The sequence below is a fragment of the Cutibacterium sp. genome, assembly GCF_030525615.1.
Taxonomy (GTDB): domain Bacteria; phylum Actinomycetota; class Actinomycetes; order Propionibacteriales; family Propionibacteriaceae; genus Cutibacterium.
Genome location: NZ_JAUNEJ010000001.1, coordinates 75,819 through 91,852 on the forward strand (window position 1 = coordinate 75,819; position 16,034 = coordinate 91,852).

A 16,034-nucleotide genomic window follows, 5' to 3' on the forward strand; every position below is an offset into this window, starting at 1 on the left:
ATGACGTCAACACTTCTTATTGCCCCGATGGCCGGGTCGTTGGCGAATTTCGTCGACGCTTCCTTCATCGTTTCGGGTCTGCTGTTCATCTTCGCCCTTGCCGGCCTGTCCAAGTTCGAGACCTCCAAAAAAGGCAACGCCTACGGCATTCTCGGCATGGTCATTGCGATCGTCGCCACGATTGTTGCCTTGGTGAAGTTGCCGGGTTACACCCCGGTGTCCTTGGTCTTGCTCTTCGTCCCGATGTTGATTGGTGGCGGCATCGGCGTGTGGAAGGCTCTCAAGGTCGAGATGACGGGAATGCCTGAGCTTATCGCTCAGCTGCACTCCTTCGTCGGCCTTGCAGCTGTTCTCATTGGTTTCAACGCCTTTGCCGAGGAAGGGACCAGGGCCACCACTTTCCAGCTCTCTGAAATCTGGATCGGTATCTTCATCGGTGCTCTGACCTTCACGGGTTCTTTGGTTGCGTGGGGCAAATTGTCGGGTAAGGTTCCTTCAAAGCCGTTGACCCTGCCTGGTCGCAACTGGATCAACCTTGGCCTACTAGTCGTCATCATCGGTTGTGGAATCTGGTTCTCCAACGTCTCCGGTGGAATCGCCTGGCTGCCGCTAGTCCTGCTTACACTGGCCTCTCTGTTCCTCGGTTTCCATCTCGTCGCTGCCATCGGCGGCGCGGACATGCCCGTTGTCATCTCGATGTTGAACAGCTACTCCGGTTGGGCGGCAGCCTTCTCCGGGTTCAGCCTCGACATCCCGGTGCTCATCGTCACCGGTGCCTTGGTGGGCTTCTCTGGCGCAATCCTGTCGTACATCATGTGCAAGGCCATGAACCGTTCCTTTGTGTCGGTCATTCTTGGCGGCTTCGGTGACGCCCCGGCTGTGGAAGGTGACGGTCCGGCTGGTGAGGTTACCGAGATCAAAGCTGACGAGCTGGCCTCTCAGCTGTCGGAGGCCTCCTCGGTCATCATCGCTCCTGGGTACGGCATGGCCGTGGCTCAGGCCCAGTACCCGGTGGCTGAGCTGGCCAAGAAACTGCGGGATAAGGGAGTGGACGTCAAGTTCGCGATTCACCCAGTTGCTGGCCGTTTGCCCGGTCACATGAACGTTCTGCTTGCTGAAGCCCATGTGCCTTACGACATCGTGATGGAAATGGACGAGATCAACGACGACTTCGCTGACGCCGATGTCGTCTTGGTCATCGGAGCGAACGACACCGTTAACCCGGCCGCTATGGATCCTGGTACCCCGATTTCGGGTATGCCGGTTCTCCATGTGTGGGAGGGTCACGAAGTCGTGGTTTTCAAGCGGTCCATGAAGCCCGGTTATGCCGGCGTTGAGAACCCGCTGTTCTTCGCCGACAACACCAGGATGCTCTTTGGTGACGCCAAAGCTAGTGTTGACGCCCTTGTTGCAGCGCTGTGAGGTGATCTGCCAGGCCTGATTCACTCGGCCACGTCTAGTAGTATCCGACGCCCGCGATCATGATTGATCGCGGGCGTCGTTTTGTGGTGGGTATGGGTTGTACTTGATAGCTTGACAAAAATCAGCGGGGGGGGGGGTACCTTCAGTGCCACGTTCAAGCGCGGGGCTTTGGTGTTCTGCGTTATAGGCCGTGATGTTTTGAGGAGAGTCGGCGATGGTCAATCAGAATCAATCGGGGTATCAGAGTCAGCCCGGATTTCAGAGTACCCAACAGGATGGTGCTACCCAGAGCAATTTTAGTTTCGCTCCAGGGGAGACCAACATTTTTGTTTCGGAGTACACCCCAACCTTGTTGACGCCGTGGCTGAAGACAGAGCTGACTGTGACAAGTCAGCGATTCTTGGCTCACAAAGCAAACACGGTGTTAGGGATCTTTCCGCTGGGCTACAACGACATCGCCATGCCCCTCCAATCTATCTCCGCAGTCAGTTTGAACAAGAAGTTCCATATTGGTCGAATGGTGATCGCACTCATCTTGTTCATGATTGGGTCGGGGATGTTTAGCAATGGTCATTCCTTTGGTGGTATATTTTTCCTACTGCTGATGGTCGTACTATTGTTGACGACTGTAGATACACAGCTTAATTTATCCAATAATGCTGGTTCTACTACAGGCATCGGTGTCAGCATTCTTGAGGAGGCGAAGCTGGAGGGTTTCAAGCAAGAAGTCGAGCAGAGGCTCTATGCTGACCGTGCTCTGCTGATGCATCAGGAATCCTTGCAGCAGGCTACGACGGCTGCGGGAGTTCAGCAGGCCCAGATGTCCGCGCTCTTGGCTCAAGCCCAACTGCAGAACCAGCTCAACATGGGCCAGCAGCCCAAGGACCAGCCGGATAATCAGTAATCCTTAAATGAGTGGGGTAGCTTCGATGGGGCATCATGCGAGCCGGGTGGCTTTATCTATGTCGCATCTGCCTTAGGGCGTGTTTGGTGAATCAAATACAAGACTGTGACCATCAACCTCTACGCCCTCGTTTGCGGGGAGCCGGTAAGCCGTACTCTAGATGGGACCGCTGTAACAGTCATCCGCCCATGCGGCCGACAAAGACACCCTTATAATTCCGGGATTTGGTGCCTCACTATTTCTACGCCCGCCGCGTGTTTGGTGCGGGGTGGCTGCTGAGCTTGGTGCAGGCCGGACACATGGAACAAAAGCGTGTCGTTCGGGAACCATATCGCGTGAATCCCACCTCTCAGCTTGGTCAGCGCACTTTACCATCGCGTCCCACGTCAACGGGACGGTTAAGGTCGCTGTCATGGCTTGTCACCCGGCAATCTCCGCACTCTTGTTTCAGGGTAACCGGGGGCTGATATGTGTTTCCTCCATAGCTTTAGCGAAAGATTCGGCAATCGGCATGTATTTTGCCCTGAATCGGTCTTGTGCCGTCAAACAGGTGTCGCGGAGCCAGCCACGCTCGGAGGAGAAGTTGTTAAGACCTCGCAGGTAATATATGCGCAGATCATCGGTGATGATGAAGGGGATGATGTCGTTGCGCAGGCACTCCTTGAACATCAGCAGCCGTCCGATGCGCCCGTTACCGTCGCTGAACGGGTGAATCTTCTCGAAGTCCACATGAAACTTCAAAAGGTTTTCAAAATCATGTATCTCAGTGTCCTCGTATTTCGACAGGAGCCTATCGATCTCGCCCGAGACCTTATCGGGCGGCGTAGTCGGGGCATCCATGTCGCCAATCACGTTTTCGAATCGCTTGTACGTTCCCACTGAGTACGTGGGGTTCCTTTCCTGTGTCGTGTCCCTCTTCAACCTGGCATGAAGCGAGAACAGCATTTTTTCGTCAATCGGATCATTGCAATGGTCAAGCATGTCATCGAACGCTTGGAAATGGTTCATGGCTTCCAGAATGTCATCCAGAGGCACGTTCTCGACGCTGATAGCCCTGCGTCCGAACACCATGCGTGTCTGCTCGGCTGTCAGACGGCTTCCCTCCATATGGTTTGAGTTATAAGCGAAATCGCACTGTATCATCTTGTAAACACTGTTGTCGATGCCGTCTTCACGCTGACGCAGCAGAACAGCAAGGAGAGTATTGCAATCGATCATGGCTGGTCGCCTCTCCGCATGAGTATTTCCAATAGTTATATTCTACTATATTTCTACCATTGAGGCAAAACAACGGTTTGGGATATTCCTAACTACAGCTGCTCGGAAAGCAGGTGTATGGGAGTGTGGCTACACTCTCTGTGCTTGCTATTCTTCTTTTTCAACCTCCTAATAATCTGAATAGTCCTTAACCAACTCGCGCCCGCAGAATCGTGGTAAACACGCGTTCGTTACCGGTTCTTCGCAAAGTGAGGGTGTAGATGTATCGGATACAAAACCGCCGCCGAAGAAGTCCCCGAAACGGTTGCGGTCATGGCACCGTTCCGTATGGTTGGTGAGGCCCCGGATGCCGGGTTCACCAGCGGCTGTATGGACGTGCAGGTTCTGTCCTACAACGCCTTGCGAACAGCCGCCCTCGCGGCTCTACTGTTGCGCCAGTCTTGGACGGCGCAGGCGTGCAGATGTGGCCCAGCTACACACGTGGCGCAACTGCACGACAGGAAAGGCCCCGAGCGTCACACCATCAACCTCTACGCCCTCGTTTGCGAAGAACAAGATTGACACCCCGTTCGCTCTCCCGTTTGCGATGAGCCCCATGACCCACTATGAGAAGACCAACAGGTTCATGTCCCAGACGAGATCACTGGGACATGAACATCTAGCCGGTTACTTGTTGGGGTTACCACTATTCTTAGACCGTCTTTTGAGAATGACGTAAGATACCCCTGCCGCGACACCACCGAATGCAAAACAAAGTAGCGTCAAACCGAAGCTTGCGCACAACCTCAAAAAACTGAACTCTAAGCCAAAAAAGAAGGGGATGGATTGCACGATCAGAGCTCCAATCAACGCAACACCAATTACGCTGATTATCCTTTGTCGACTGGACATTTTCATACGATCACCAGTACCCAAAACACTTGACAACCGCAGCAACAGCACCGCCTCCTACTGTTGCAATTCCGCCGATGCAGGCAACACATACACCTTTTGAAAATGTTGGTTCAGGCACAGCGCACGAAGTGGCACACAAGGCCAAGATGATTTTGGCAACACCTGCACCAACTCCCAGTGTTGTCGCTACACACCCCACGGCTTTCCCCCAAGACTTAGTAGTTGCCCCTGGTGGAGTGTTACTGTTGGATTGGGATTCAATAGAGACTGTCCGATCCTGAGACTTTTCACCATTTGTCCATTGCTCAATGTGGACGTTTCCACCAGTAACTTGCCGTATATGTGTTTCGCTGTAGCTCAAGAACTCCATGTGTGGGCCATAGAGAACAGTAAAGTTGCTCATGAAATGAGATCCGTCAATTGGCACTGTCGCGCTGTAGCCGGTTCCTTGCGTTGTCTCAACCTGATAGACGATCGACCGGTTATAGGCGAGAGAAGACGGATCTGTGGCGACTGTTATAGCTGAACGCTCTTGGAGATCTTGAGTGTGCTGACTGAGCTCCTTTGATACTTCATCTGAAACAGGAATCAATTCGACAGGTGCCGCCTCGCCGACAGGACAAACTCCCGAGTGCTCGTCTGGAGATGCTGCGGTGGCTGTAGGAAGGTAAAACAAGGACAGGGTGACAGTAGAAGACCCGCAACTGCGGCGCAAAATGTGCGCTGCATGGGTGTAATGGCGGTCATGATCGAATCCTTTCATATGGTTCTAATGATCGAGTCTAAACACCCGATACTGAATGATAGGGCACTCGCGGTCAAAAGTCAGCAACCTCATGAACAGCAACGGCTAATCAAGCGATGCGCCTTCGGGATGGCTAGGGCCGCGTCGAGACGGCCAGACTGCGGTAGCGCGAGGTGTAGGCAAGGTGCAGTCGCAAGATGGCCGATCGGATACCGGAACTCCGCATAGGGGCCAAACCTCGGAAGCCGCAGGTGCCGCGTTCACGGTTAAGGACTCGCGCGACGAAGCCTGAAGTCCGACAGAAGGGCACTATGATGTCGGTGAATGTCTATCAGGCCCGATGCCAGGGCCGGAACAAGGAGAAGACGTGACCTACGTCGTCGGTCTGCCCTGCGTGGACGTCAAGGATCGTGCCTGTGTCGAGGAGTGCCCCGTCGACTGCATCTACGAGGGCGAGCGCACCCTCTACATTCATCCTGAGGAGTGCGTCGACTGCGGTGCATGCGAGCCCGTCTGCCCCGTTGAGGCCATCTACTATGAGGATGACCTGCCTGACGATCAGGAGAAGTTCCTCGACATCAACGCCGAATTCTTCAATGAGCTGGGTTCGCCAGGCGGTGCCGCCCGTCTTGGCCCGACTCACAAGGACCACCCGGCCGTCGAGGCCTTGCCCCCGCAGGGCGAATGACTCGCCGCGTCGTCTCAGCCGGTCTGCCCACCTTTCCGTGGGACACCATCGCTGGTGCAAAAGCTAAGGCACAGTCTCACCCCGATGGCATTGTTGATCTGTCAGTGGGCACTCCGGTCGATCCGACTCCTCGGCTCGTCACCGAGGCTCTGACATCGGCAAGCGACGCCCACGGCTACCCGCAGGTGTGGGGGACCCCGGCGTTGCGGGCCGCCATCTTGGGTCATATGAAGCAGGTTTGGGGCGCGCCCTCCCACCTCGACGAGACCAATGTTCTGCCGGTTATCGGAACCAAGGAGCTGGTGGCGTCTCTACCCAGCCAGCTTGGTCTAGGCCCAGACTCGACAGTCGTCATTCCGGCGTGCGCTTACCCGACCTACCGTGTTGGGACCCAGCTTGCCGGAGCCACCGTGCAGGCCGTCAATGAGCCCGATGAGGTCGAAGGTGCTCCAGACCTGATCTGGATTAATTCTCCAGCTAATCCATCAGGACGCATCCTTGACCTCGACGAGATGAAGGCTTGGGTGGAGTTGGCCCGTCGTACCGGGGCTGTGTTGGCCTCCGACGAGTGCTACGGCGAGTTCGTCTGGGAGGGGGAGTCCATCTCGGTCCTTGACGAGAGGGTCAATGATGGCAACGTCACTGGTTTGTTGGCCTGTTTGTCGATGTCGAAACGTTCGAATATGGCCGGCTATCGTGCGGGCTTTGTTGTCGGGGACGCCGAGTTGACCCGTGAGCTGCTTTTCATACGCAAGCATTCTGGACTCATGGTGTCGACCCCGGTCGCTGAGGCCATGACGGTTGCGCTGGCAGACCGCTCCCATGTGTTGGAGCAGGCAAAGCGTTACCAGCTGCGCCGTGACGTTCTCAAGCCTGCGCTGGAGAAGGCTGGCTTCCGAATTGACCACTCCGAGGGGTCTCTCTACTTGTGGGCAACCCACGACGAGGATTGCCGGTCTACCCTCGATAGGTTGGCCAGCTTGGGGATTCTCTGTTCACCTGGAGACTTCTACGTTGAAGGCGGCTCTGACCATGTCCGTATCGGACTGACGGCCACCGACGAGCGGATCAAGGCCGCTGCCGAGAGGTTAGCGGAGTCTCACTGAATAACCAGGGCAGGAATATCAGCTGCGGGCGGTGACGGTGCCGGTGACCCGGCCCGTCTCGCTGGCAGCAGGACTTGCCGACGGTCCGGATGCTGCTTTCCACGAGGTGTAGTGCTCGGGATCGGCACTCCAACTTGTCGTCGCTACCGTGGCGCGATCAATCGGACCCACGTTCGTGCTCGCCATCGTCAATGCCACTGCTGCCCGGGTTGAAACGGGGTCTGCAGCGGTAAAGGTCACGGTAGATCCGTTGGTCTGGATGGCGACTTTGTTGGCCATCGCCTTGCGTGTTGTCTGGGTGAGTTTGTCGATGGTCGTCGCTGCGGAGGACCTATTGACACACGACAAGGCTGACGGCGATTGGCCCGTCAGTGCTGAGGCCCAGGCCTCGGCGAGTGGCTCATGTTGACGGTAGGCCTCCGGGTATCCGGAACGCTGAACTTGCTGGGCGGCGTCGTTGACGCTGATCTCCTGCCAGTTTCCGAACTTTACTAGCTCCTCATAGAACTTACCGGAGGAATACCACGGGTCCATTAGCTGCGTGGGAGTTCCCCATCCCTGTGAAGGACGCTGCTGGAAGAGCCCCAGCGAGTCGCGGTCGCCGTAGTCGATATTCCGTAGCTTCGACTCCTGCATGGCGGTCGCCAAGGCTATCGTCGCGGCATGGGCCGGTAGGTTGCGGCGAATCGACTCGGCAGTGATGATGGCGGCGTTCTCGGACTGTTCCAGATCGAGGTCGTAGGACTGACCGGCCACTGTCACCCGACAACCTTCAGGTTCGACAGTTTTGAACGGGTCGACGGCCTTCCACACCATGTAACCTCCCCAGCCGAGTCCCGCCAGGATCGCCAGGACGATGACGAGGGCCACTACCGATCTGACGGAATGGCTGGAACGGCGCCTGCGTCGACGCCGGGATCGTCCTTTGGTGGGGTGGTCAGCCCGGCGTGGGGTGTAGTTCGTCATATCAGTTCTGGTGCAAATCCGTGTTGAGCTCGATCTTGTGGTCGCCACGGCCGAGAGCCTTGACGACACCCGTCGTTGAGTCACGGATGTAGAGGATGTCGTCGGCACCCGACAGCTCCGAGGCCTTGACAACCTTGCCATCGGGCAGGGTTACTTTGGTGCCCGCAGTGACGTAGAGGCCAGCCTCGACAACACAGTTGTTGCCCAGCGAAATGCCGATACCGGCCTCGGCACCCAGCAGACATCCTTCGCCGATGGTGACTTGTTCTTTGCCGCCGCCAGACAGTGTGCCCATGATGGACGCGCCCCCGCCAATGTCGCTGCCGTCGCCGACGATGACACCCTGGCTGATTCGTCCTTCCACCATGGAGTGACCCAGGGTTCCGGCGTTGAAATTGACGAACCCCTCGTGCATGACGGTGGTTCCTTCGGCCAGGTAAGCTCCCAGCCGGATGCGATCGGCGTTACCAATGCGTACCCCGGTTGGGACGACGAAGTCGACCATGCGTGGGAACTTGTCGATGAGTAGGACGGTGAAGGGCGCGTGGGCGATCCGTGCCTCCATACGGGCCTTCTCCAGATCGGCTACCCGGATCGGGCCGATAGTCGTCCACACATTGTTGGGCAAGACACCGAAAATGCCGTCGAGGTTAATGGTGCGTGGCTGTGCCATGCGCGAGGAAAGCAGATGCAGGCGCAGATAGGCGTCAGGGACGTCAGCTGGTGCTTGGTCAAGATTAATGACTGTGCGCACCACTTCGCTGTGTACGTTGCGGATGGCGTCGCGACCGGCTTCTGTGACTCGGTACAGCTCGCTAGGGGCCTCAGATTCATCGGGGGCACCCAGCTTTGGTTCGGGATACCAGGTATCCAGAACCTCGCCGTCCTCATGGACGGTGGCTAGACCCCAGCCCCAGGCTTGACGGTCAGCTGTGGCGGTCTGTGAAGTCGTCGTCTGCGTCATGGCCACGAGTCTACTTGCAGGTTCGGACGGACTGGCGGTGTCATGAGTCAACAGGGGTGTCTGCACCGTTCGTTAAGGTGGACACGCCACCGAAAGGAGCCGACCCGTGTTCTTGGCATTCCGTGAGATTCGTCATCAGCGTGGACGATTTGCCCTCATCGTTGCCGTCATTGCGCTGATCGCCTATCTCGCATTCTTCTTGGCCTCGCTTGCCACTGGGCTTGCATACTCTTATCGCTCCGCTATCGATGACTGGGAGGCAACATCGGTCGCGCTGACCGAGGATTCTAATGAGTCTGTGACAGCCTCGCGCCTCTCGGAGGATCAGGTCAAGGTAGCTACCGCCGACAATGATGCTGAGCCACTTGTCGTCTCAGGCGTGGTGCTGAAGAATGCTGATTCATCCCAGTCCGGACGCACAAAAGTAAGTGCGTTTGCTTTTGGTATCGAGCGGTCTGGGTTCTTGGCTCCGGACAAAGTTGGCGACGGTATCACCGAGGGTCGCAGTATCGAACACCCGGACTCCGAGATCGTCGTGGACGAGACTGTGGCCCGCGAGGGCTGGCAGGTGGGGGACAAGGTCCAGCTCAACTCCAATTCGCACACCTGGACGATCGTTGGCTTTACCCACAATCAGACCTTTCAGGCCACCCCGGTGATCTTCGTTGATGAGAAGGCGTTTGCCGAAAATCCGCCGACAGACGCTCCGATGGCCGTCAATGCCGTCGTGAGCAAGCCTGGCTGGAGTTCAACTCAGGCTGATGATTTGAGCGAGGCTGGGCTGACGACCTTGTCCAGTGACGACTTCGTGAAGACCCTCGCGGGATACGAAGCTCAGGTTCTTACCTTTGGTCTCATGATTGGCGCGTTGGTCATCATCGCCTCTTTCGCGCTCGGGATTTTCGTCTACGTTCTCACCCTGCAAAAGAGAGCAGCACTGGGAATTCTCAAGGCTCGAGGGGTGCCAACCGGCTACCTGGTGTGCTCCGGGGCTGTCCAAACCCTGACGCTGGCCATCGTTGGTTTGGCAGTGGGCCTTGGCCTCACCCTCCTGACGGGTGTTGTCATGCCCGACAAAGTGCCCTTCCAATTCACGTGGTGGCTATACGGATTGGTTACGGCAGCGTTTGCCCTGTTCTCCGTGCTGGGCGGTCTGCTCTCGGTCAAGGTGATTTCTGGTATCGATCCTGTGGAGGCGATTTCATGACGACCCCGGTACTGCGTCTTGACGGAGTGTCCAAACAATTCAGTGACGGAGACGAAACGATCCAGGCTCTTGCCGAGACTAATCTCTCGCTTTACCGGGGTGAATTCGTCGGGATCCTGGGACCCTCAGGGTCTGGGAAATCCACTCTGTTGACGATCATGGGCGGGTTGCGTACGCCCAGCACCGGACAGGTGCTCATTGATGATGAGCCTTTCTCTGCCTTGCCGGAAAAGAAACGCGCGCGGATGAGGTTCACCCGGCTCGGATTCGTCCTGCAGGCGTCCGGGTTGGTGCCCTTCCTCACTGTGGGCGACCAGTTCGTGCTGCACGGCAAGGTCAATCATGCTCCGCTGGATCGCACGCGTCGTGACGAGTTGCTGGAGTCTCTCAAGATCACCAACTACGTCAATGCCTATCCAAGTGACTTGTCAGGAGGTGAGCGTCAGCGGGTGGCCATCGCGACGGCCTTGTACCACGACCCGGAGATCATCCTAGCTGATGAGCCAACGGCTTCCCTGGACACCGAAAAGGCTTTCGACGTGGCAGAAATCCTTGCCAACCAGACTCATTCCAGGAATAAATGCACGGTGATGGTGACCCATGACGAGCGTCTGGTCAAGCATTGTGACCGAGTGCTGCGAATGGGCGACGGGGTGTTGACCGAGATCACAAACCACGAAGCGGCCCACGTTGATGTCGCGACACCGAACCTATCCACCGTGCCGACGGGGGCCTTGCTGCGTGCAGCTGTTAAGTCTTTGTGGCACCGGCGTTGAGGTGTTCCAGAAACGGGTATCAGCCGGTTCAGTACAGTGAGCGCCATGCAACTTGACCTTGCCGGTGACCTGCGCAACTTGTTCCGCGACATCGTGAACATTCCTTCCGAGAGCCTCCATGAGGATCAGATTGCTGATGTTGTCGAGGAATCCCTGCGAGGTTTCAATCACCTTACGGTGACAAGAGTCGGGAACTCCGTCGTCGCCGCTACGAACCTCGGGCGAGACTCCCGAGTGCTAGTCGCTGGCCATCTGGATACCGTTCCAGTGGCCGACAATCTTCCCTGCCACGTCGAAACCCGAGACGACGGCGACTACCTCGTCGGGCGGGGAGCGTGTGACATGAAGGGGGGAGTGGCTGTCGCCCTGCACTTGGCAGCGACCCTGGAGACTCCCACTCGAGACGTCACCTGGGTGTTTTACGAGGCCGAAGAGATCGCCGCCGAACACAACGGGCTGCTCAAGGTGCGTTCCCACGACAAGAGTCTGCTTGACTGTGATCTCGCGATCCTCATGGAACCAACCGACGCCATCATCGAGGGCGGTTGCCAGGGGACGATGAGGTTCACCCTGACAACCGAGGGACAGGCTGCCCATTCCGCTCGCTCCTGGGCTGGCCACAATGCCATTCATGATCTGCTGCCCATTCTTGAGATCCTGCACGAGTGGCAGGCCGACGGTGACCACCTCGTCGAGGTCGATGGCCTGACGTACCACGAAGGTCTCAACGCGACGATGGTGCAGGGTGGACTGGCTGGCAATGTCATCCCTCCGCAGGCCACGGTTCAGATCAATTACCGGTTCGCTCCCGACAAGTCTGCCCAGCAAGCTGAGCAGATGATGCGCACCATGTTCCCGGACTGGAGGATGGAAATCCTTGATCTGTCCTCCCCGGCGCGTCCTGGCCTGGACAAGCCGTTGGCACAGTCTTTCGCCCGATCGGTGGGTAAGGCTCCACTGCCAAAATACGGCTGGACGGATGTGGCACGTTTCTTCGAGATGGGCCGGCCGGCACTCAACTTCGGCCCTGGCGATGCGCTCTACGCTCACAAGGCCGACGAGTGCTGCAAGCTATCCAGCCTCGACGATTGCGCCCGGGCATTGGAATCATGGCTGTGTGAGGACTCTCGAGAGGATGGAGACCACTGATGGTGTGGGTGTTGTGCGGGCTTGTCATCGTCATCATCGGATTAGCGGTGTTGGCAGCCTCTGGGAAATTCGGGCAGGTGCCGGCGGTCGTTGATGATCGCCCTGCCCCCGACCTTCCTGAGGGGGATTTGAGTGCCGATGACCTGCGTTCGGTCCGTTTCCCAGTGGTGGCGAGAGGGTATTCCATGTCCGAGGTAGACGATCTACTCGACCGCTTGCAAGCCCAGTTGGAGGCAGCTGAAAAGAAGGATTCGATGACCTCTGAGGGGCACATCGCTAACGAAAAGGACTCGGATACGGAATAATAGAGTCTGCACCACTGCCCAGTGATTGAGGAAGAGTGACATGGCAGCTATGAAGCCCCGTACCGGAGACGGTCCCATGGAGGTCACGAAGGAGGGGCGTGGCATTATCATGCGCGTTCCAGTCGAAGGCGGCGGTCGGCTGGTCGTTGAACTGAACCCAGACGAAGCCCAGGAACTGCTCAAGTGCCTCCAGGGTGTCGCCGACTGATACCTGATCGTGCCCGGCTCGTGAGAGCCGGGCACGAGTGCATTCTCATTCGCACATCTCAGGCTGGGCACGTCGGCAACGATCCGCGTGGCCATGCAGATCTGAAACTGAGTACTTCTTAAGGCTCAGGTACTTCTCGAATTAAGACGAGTACATCTCAAGACAAGTACATCTCAAGAACTGTGCCGCCTGATGGCAGCTTTGTAAACCTCGACTGTCTGCTCAGCGATCCGTGCCCATGAGAACTCGTCAATGCAGCGCTGACGGCCAGCGGTTCCGAAAGCCATGGCGCGTTCCGGATCACGGGTGAGGGCGTTGATCGCTGCGGCGAAAGCTGACTCGAAGGCTGCAACGTGCTCAGGCGTCGAGGAGTCGGTCGGAACGCCGTCGACCAGATAGCCAGTCGTCCCATCGACGACGACTTCCGGAATACCGCCGACTCGAGAGGCAACCACCGGGGTGGCACAGGCCATGGCTTCGAGGTTGACGATACCAAGCGGCTCGTAGACCGAGGGGCACGCGAAGACCGTGGCCGCTGAGAGCACTTGTCGTACCGACGGTCGTGGCAGCATTTCTTGAACCCAGATGACCGGGGCATGACGAGACGCGCGCACTTGGTCAAAAGCCTTCTTGAATTCCTCGCCGATCTCCGGGGTGTCCGGGGCTCCGGCCAACAGGACGAGCTGGGTGTCAGGGTCGAGTTCGGCAGCGGCCCTCACGAGATGGACCAGACCCTTTTGACGAGTGATGCGTCCCACGAAGACCACCGAAGGACGGTCCGGGTCCATACCTATCTCGCGGCAGGCGTCGGTCTCGGTGACGGGGTGGAACTCCTCGGTGTCCACGCCGTTGCGCACCACATGCACCTTGTCTGGGTCTAGCTCAGGGTAGGCCCGCAGCACATCCTTCCTCATACCGTCGGATACCGCGATGATGGCGTCGGCGGCGTCGTAGGCCGTTTTCTCGGCCCAGGACGACAACCGGTATCCGCCGCCGAGCTGTTCAGCCTTCCACGGCCGATCAGGTTCGAGGGAATGGGCGCTGATGACGTGGGGGACGTCGTGGAAGACGCTGGCCAACAAGCCAGCCAGATTCGCGTACCAGGTGTGGGAATGGACCAGATCCACCTCCTCAGGGATGGCATTGACCATGGACAGGTCAGCGCCGAAAGCCCGCAGCGCGCCGTTGGCACCCTCCGGGTAGTTTTCGGCGTGGGCTGTGGCACCGGTGCGTGGTTCTCCCATGCATTGCACATCGACGTTGATGAGGCTGCGGAGCTGAGGGACGAGTTGCGCGACGTGGACGCCGGCACCTCCGTAGATGGTAGGAGGGTATTCGCGGGTCAGAACAGACACGTACATGACTTGATCGTGCCACAAAGACGGCGTCGATGGGTTAAGAGGGTGGCCTTGTCGTCAACAGATGAGAAACTCTCCAAGACATTGATCTTTTGAGGCTGCAATCCTTGCCCTTGGGGAGCCTTGCAGCGGTAGATTAAGCCCATGGCAAAGACGCGTCCCAAGGTTCTGTCCGTCGTCCTCGCAGGCGGCGAGGGCAAACGACTGATGCCCCTCACGATGGACCGTGCTAAACCAGCCGTTCCCTTCGGCGGTACCTATCGGCTCATCGACTTCGTACTCTCGAATCTGGCGAACTCGGGCCTCACGCAGATTGCTGTGCTGACCCAGTACAAGTCGCACTCGCTGGACCGTCACATCTCCATCACGTGGAGGATGTCGACGATGTTGGGGTCCTACGTGACCCCGGTCCCGGCACAGCAGCGTCTCGGACCTCGCTGGTATCAGGGAAGCGCGGACGCCATCTACCAGTCCCTCAACCTCATCAACGACCAGAACCCCGACTACGTTGTGGTTTTCGGGGCCGACAACATCTACCGCATGGATGTCGACGCCATGCTGCAGTATCACATTGACTCCGGTCTGGGCTGCACCGTTGCCGGAATCCGAGTGCCTCGCAAAGAAGCCTCGGCTTTCGGAATCATCGATGCCGACGAGAACCATAGAATCACCGAGTTCCTCGAGAAACCCGTCGACCCTCCTGGCTTGCCGGGTTCCCCGGATGAGTCTTTCGCCTCCATGGGTAACTACATCTTCAGCCGTGAGGCTTTGGTCCAGGCCCTGCATGATGACGCCCACGCCCCCGATTCACGACACGACATGGGCGGAGACATCATTCCCAAGTTCGTTGATGCCGCCGACGCCCAGGTGTATGACTTCCGAGACAACGAGGTTCCGGGCCACACCGACAAGGACGCCGATTATTGGCGCGACGTGGGCACCATTGACGCTTACCACGACGCGCACATGGACTTGGTGTCGGTCGATCCGGAGTTCAACCTGTACAACCCGGACTGGCCCATATGGACAATGCAGGAGCAGGCTCCTGGCGCAAAGTTCGTGATGCGTGGCTCGTGTGACGACACCCTCGTCTCAGCGGGGTGCATTATCTCCGGAACTGACATTTATCGGACAGTGCTGGGTCCGCGTGCCCGCATCGAGAGGTGGGCTCGTGTCGATGAATCCATCGTCATGAATCATGTGAAGATTGGGTCCAACGCCACCGTCCATCGCGCCATTCTTGACAAGAACGTCATTGTTCCCGACGGTGCTCAGGTCGGCGTGGATCACGATCACGACCGCGCTCGTGGATTCACCGTATCTCCAGGCGGTGTGACGGTTGTCGGCAAAGGAATCACCGTTCCCTACTGATGATTGATACCGGACGCGTGAAGCGGCTCCTCGGATTGACCGGGGAGCCGCTTCCTTGTGTTAGTGGATAATCAGGCCTTCGCTGCCAGCAACAGGCCTTCCCCCACCGGCAGCAGGACCGGGGTGAACTCCTCGGTCTCCAGCACCGAGTCGAGGGTTTCTCGGATGATGAGGGTGTCGTCATCCTCGTTGTCTGGGTCTGCCACGTGGTTATTGGCCAGGGCGGCATTGACGATGACAATTCCGCCCTGACGCAGCAGGCGCAGCGCTTGGGAGAGGTATTCGACGTACTCCAGCCGGTCGCCGTTGATGAGAACCATGTCGTAGGCGTCGTCACGCAGCTTAGGAAGCACGTCTAGCGGGGTACCGGTGATGAGACGAACCCGGTTGGAACGGACCCGAGCCAAGGAGAGGACCCGGCGAGCAGCAGCTTGCCGTTCCGCGTCTGGATCGACGCTAGTCAGCACGCCTCTGTCGGTCATACCCTCCAACATGGCTAGGGCTGAGACACCTGCGTCAGTACCGACGGACACGACGTTATTGGCCCGAATGACGCGTGCCAGGAACGTCAACAAAGCAGTAGTGCCGTTGCCGAGCACCTCCCAGTGATCGGCGCGGGCGGCCTCCCGGGCCTCCTGCATGGCTGGGGAAGGGGCGACGAAGCCGTCGGCGTATTCCCACGAACGGGCGTCTGGGACTTGATGTCTGGGCTGTGCTGGACTCACACGAACAGCCTAGCCCGCCGAAGCCATC

17 protein-coding genes are annotated in these 16,034 nt (G+C 58.0%); 11 read left to right on the forward strand and 6 right to left on the reverse strand.

All coding sequences use genetic code 11. The features are described 5' to 3' along the window. Window positions 1-1,422: an NAD(P)(+) transhydrogenase (Re/Si-specific) subunit beta gene (locus tag Q4B98_RS00355; RefSeq protein ID WP_303194638.1), complete on the forward strand. Its 1,422-nt coding sequence runs from the start codon at window positions 1-3 to the stop codon at window positions 1,420-1,422. 352 nt (window positions 1,423-1,774) lie between these two features. Then, the gene (locus Q4B98_RS00360; RefSeq protein WP_368492289.1) at window positions 1,775-2,326 is read left to right on the forward strand and encodes a hypothetical protein; all 552 of its coding nucleotides are present in this window, start codon (window positions 1,775-1,777) and stop codon (window positions 2,324-2,326) included. Window positions 2,327-2,773: 447 nt separating this feature from the next. Here the strand turns inward: Q4B98_RS00360 and Q4B98_RS00365 are convergent, their stop codons facing one another. Further along, complete coding sequence (locus tag Q4B98_RS00365; protein WP_303194640.1) at window positions 2,774-3,544, reverse strand: Fic family protein; 771 nt, start codon at window positions 3,542-3,544, stop codon at window positions 2,774-2,776. A 312-nt stretch (window positions 3,545-3,856) separates the two neighbouring features. On the opposite strand from Q4B98_RS00365, the gene Q4B98_RS00370 reads away from it, so the two are divergent. Continuing rightward, window positions 3,857-4,105: a hypothetical protein gene (locus Q4B98_RS00370; RefSeq protein ID WP_303194642.1), complete on the forward strand. Its 249-nt coding sequence runs from the start codon at window positions 3,857-3,859 to the stop codon at window positions 4,103-4,105. Between the two features lie 340 nt (window positions 4,106-4,445). On the opposite strand, the gene Q4B98_RS00375 is transcribed toward Q4B98_RS00370, so the two are convergent. After that, a complete protein-coding gene (locus tag Q4B98_RS00375; RefSeq protein WP_303194644.1) occupies window positions 4,446-5,201 on the reverse strand; it encodes a hypothetical protein in 756 nt (251 codons plus the stop codon). Window positions 5,202-5,550: 349 nt separating this feature from the next. Here Q4B98_RS00375 and fdxA point away from each other — a divergent pair, with 349 nt between their 5' ends. Both fdxA and dapC read left to right on the forward strand, forming a co-directional pair. Continuing rightward, window positions 5,551-5,871 carry a ferredoxin gene (gene fdxA, locus Q4B98_RS00380; RefSeq protein ID WP_303194646.1) on the forward strand — a complete coding sequence of 107 codons (321 nt, stop codon included), beginning with the start codon at window positions 5,551-5,553 and terminating at the stop codon, window positions 5,869-5,871. Continuing rightward, on the forward strand, window positions 5,868-6,977 hold the full coding sequence (dapC, locus tag Q4B98_RS00385; RefSeq protein ID WP_303194647.1) for a succinyldiaminopimelate transaminase: 1,110 nt from the start codon (window positions 5,868-5,870) through the stop codon (window positions 6,975-6,977). Before fdxA ends, dapC begins: the two co-directional genes overlap by 4 nt. A gap of 18 nt (window positions 6,978-6,995) precedes the next feature. Here dapC and Q4B98_RS00390 read toward each other — a convergent pair whose 3' ends face one another. Both Q4B98_RS00390 and dapD read right to left on the reverse strand, forming a co-directional pair. Then, on the reverse strand, window positions 6,996-7,793 hold the full coding sequence (locus Q4B98_RS00390) for a hypothetical protein (protein WP_303195522.1): 798 nt from the start codon (window positions 7,791-7,793) through the stop codon (window positions 6,996-6,998). A 151-nt stretch (window positions 7,794-7,944) separates the two neighbouring features. Continuing rightward, window positions 7,945-8,907: a 2,3,4,5-tetrahydropyridine-2,6-dicarboxylate N-succinyltransferase gene (dapD, locus tag Q4B98_RS00395; RefSeq protein WP_303194648.1), complete on the reverse strand. Its 963-nt coding sequence runs from the start codon at window positions 8,905-8,907 to the stop codon at window positions 7,945-7,947. Window positions 8,908-9,013: 106 nt separating this feature from the next. Here dapD and Q4B98_RS00400 point away from each other — a divergent pair, with 106 nt between their 5' ends. The 5 genes from Q4B98_RS00400 to Q4B98_RS00420 are packed head-to-tail and all read left to right on the forward strand — an operon-like array spanning window position 9,014 to window position 12,552. Then, window positions 9,014-10,114 carry an ABC transporter permease gene (locus tag Q4B98_RS00400; RefSeq protein WP_303194649.1) on the forward strand — a complete coding sequence of 367 codons (1,101 nt, stop codon included), beginning with the start codon at window positions 9,014-9,016 and terminating at the stop codon, window positions 10,112-10,114. Continuing rightward, a complete protein-coding gene (locus Q4B98_RS00405) occupies window positions 10,111-10,890 on the forward strand; it encodes an ABC transporter ATP-binding protein (RefSeq protein WP_303194650.1) in 780 nt (259 codons plus the stop codon). The genes Q4B98_RS00400 and Q4B98_RS00405 overlap by 4 nt, the downstream gene beginning before the upstream one ends. 45 nt (window positions 10,891-10,935) lie before the next feature. Next, entirely contained in the window at window positions 10,936-12,039 is a 1,104-nt protein-coding gene (gene dapE, locus Q4B98_RS00410; protein WP_303194652.1) for a succinyl-diaminopimelate desuccinylase, read from the forward strand. Beyond that, window positions 12,039-12,344, forward strand: coding sequence for a DivIVA domain-containing protein (locus tag Q4B98_RS00415; RefSeq protein ID WP_303194654.1), 306 nt, complete (start codon window positions 12,039-12,041; stop codon window positions 12,342-12,344). Before dapE ends, Q4B98_RS00415 begins: the two co-directional genes overlap by 1 nt. Before the next feature lie 40 nt (window positions 12,345-12,384). Next, on the forward strand, window positions 12,385-12,552 hold the full coding sequence (locus Q4B98_RS00420) for a DUF3117 domain-containing protein (protein WP_303194656.1): 168 nt from the start codon (window positions 12,385-12,387) through the stop codon (window positions 12,550-12,552). A gap of 173 nt (window positions 12,553-12,725) precedes the next feature. Here the strand turns inward: Q4B98_RS00420 and glgA are convergent, their stop codons facing one another. Then, window positions 12,726-13,913, reverse strand: coding sequence for a glycogen synthase (gene glgA / locus Q4B98_RS00425; protein ID WP_303194658.1), 1,188 nt, complete (start codon window positions 13,911-13,913; stop codon window positions 12,726-12,728). 141 nt (window positions 13,914-14,054) lie between these two features. Between glgA and glgC the strand changes: the two genes are divergently transcribed. Further along, a complete protein-coding gene (glgC, locus tag Q4B98_RS00430; protein ID WP_303194660.1) occupies window positions 14,055-15,281 on the forward strand; it encodes a glucose-1-phosphate adenylyltransferase in 1,227 nt (408 codons plus the stop codon). Between the two features lie 71 nt (window positions 15,282-15,352). On the opposite strand, the gene Q4B98_RS00435 is transcribed toward glgC, so the two are convergent. Then, a complete protein-coding gene (locus tag Q4B98_RS00435) occupies window positions 15,353-16,006 on the reverse strand; it encodes an O-methyltransferase (protein WP_303194661.1) in 654 nt (217 codons plus the stop codon). Window positions 16,007-16,034 lie beyond the last annotated feature (28 nt).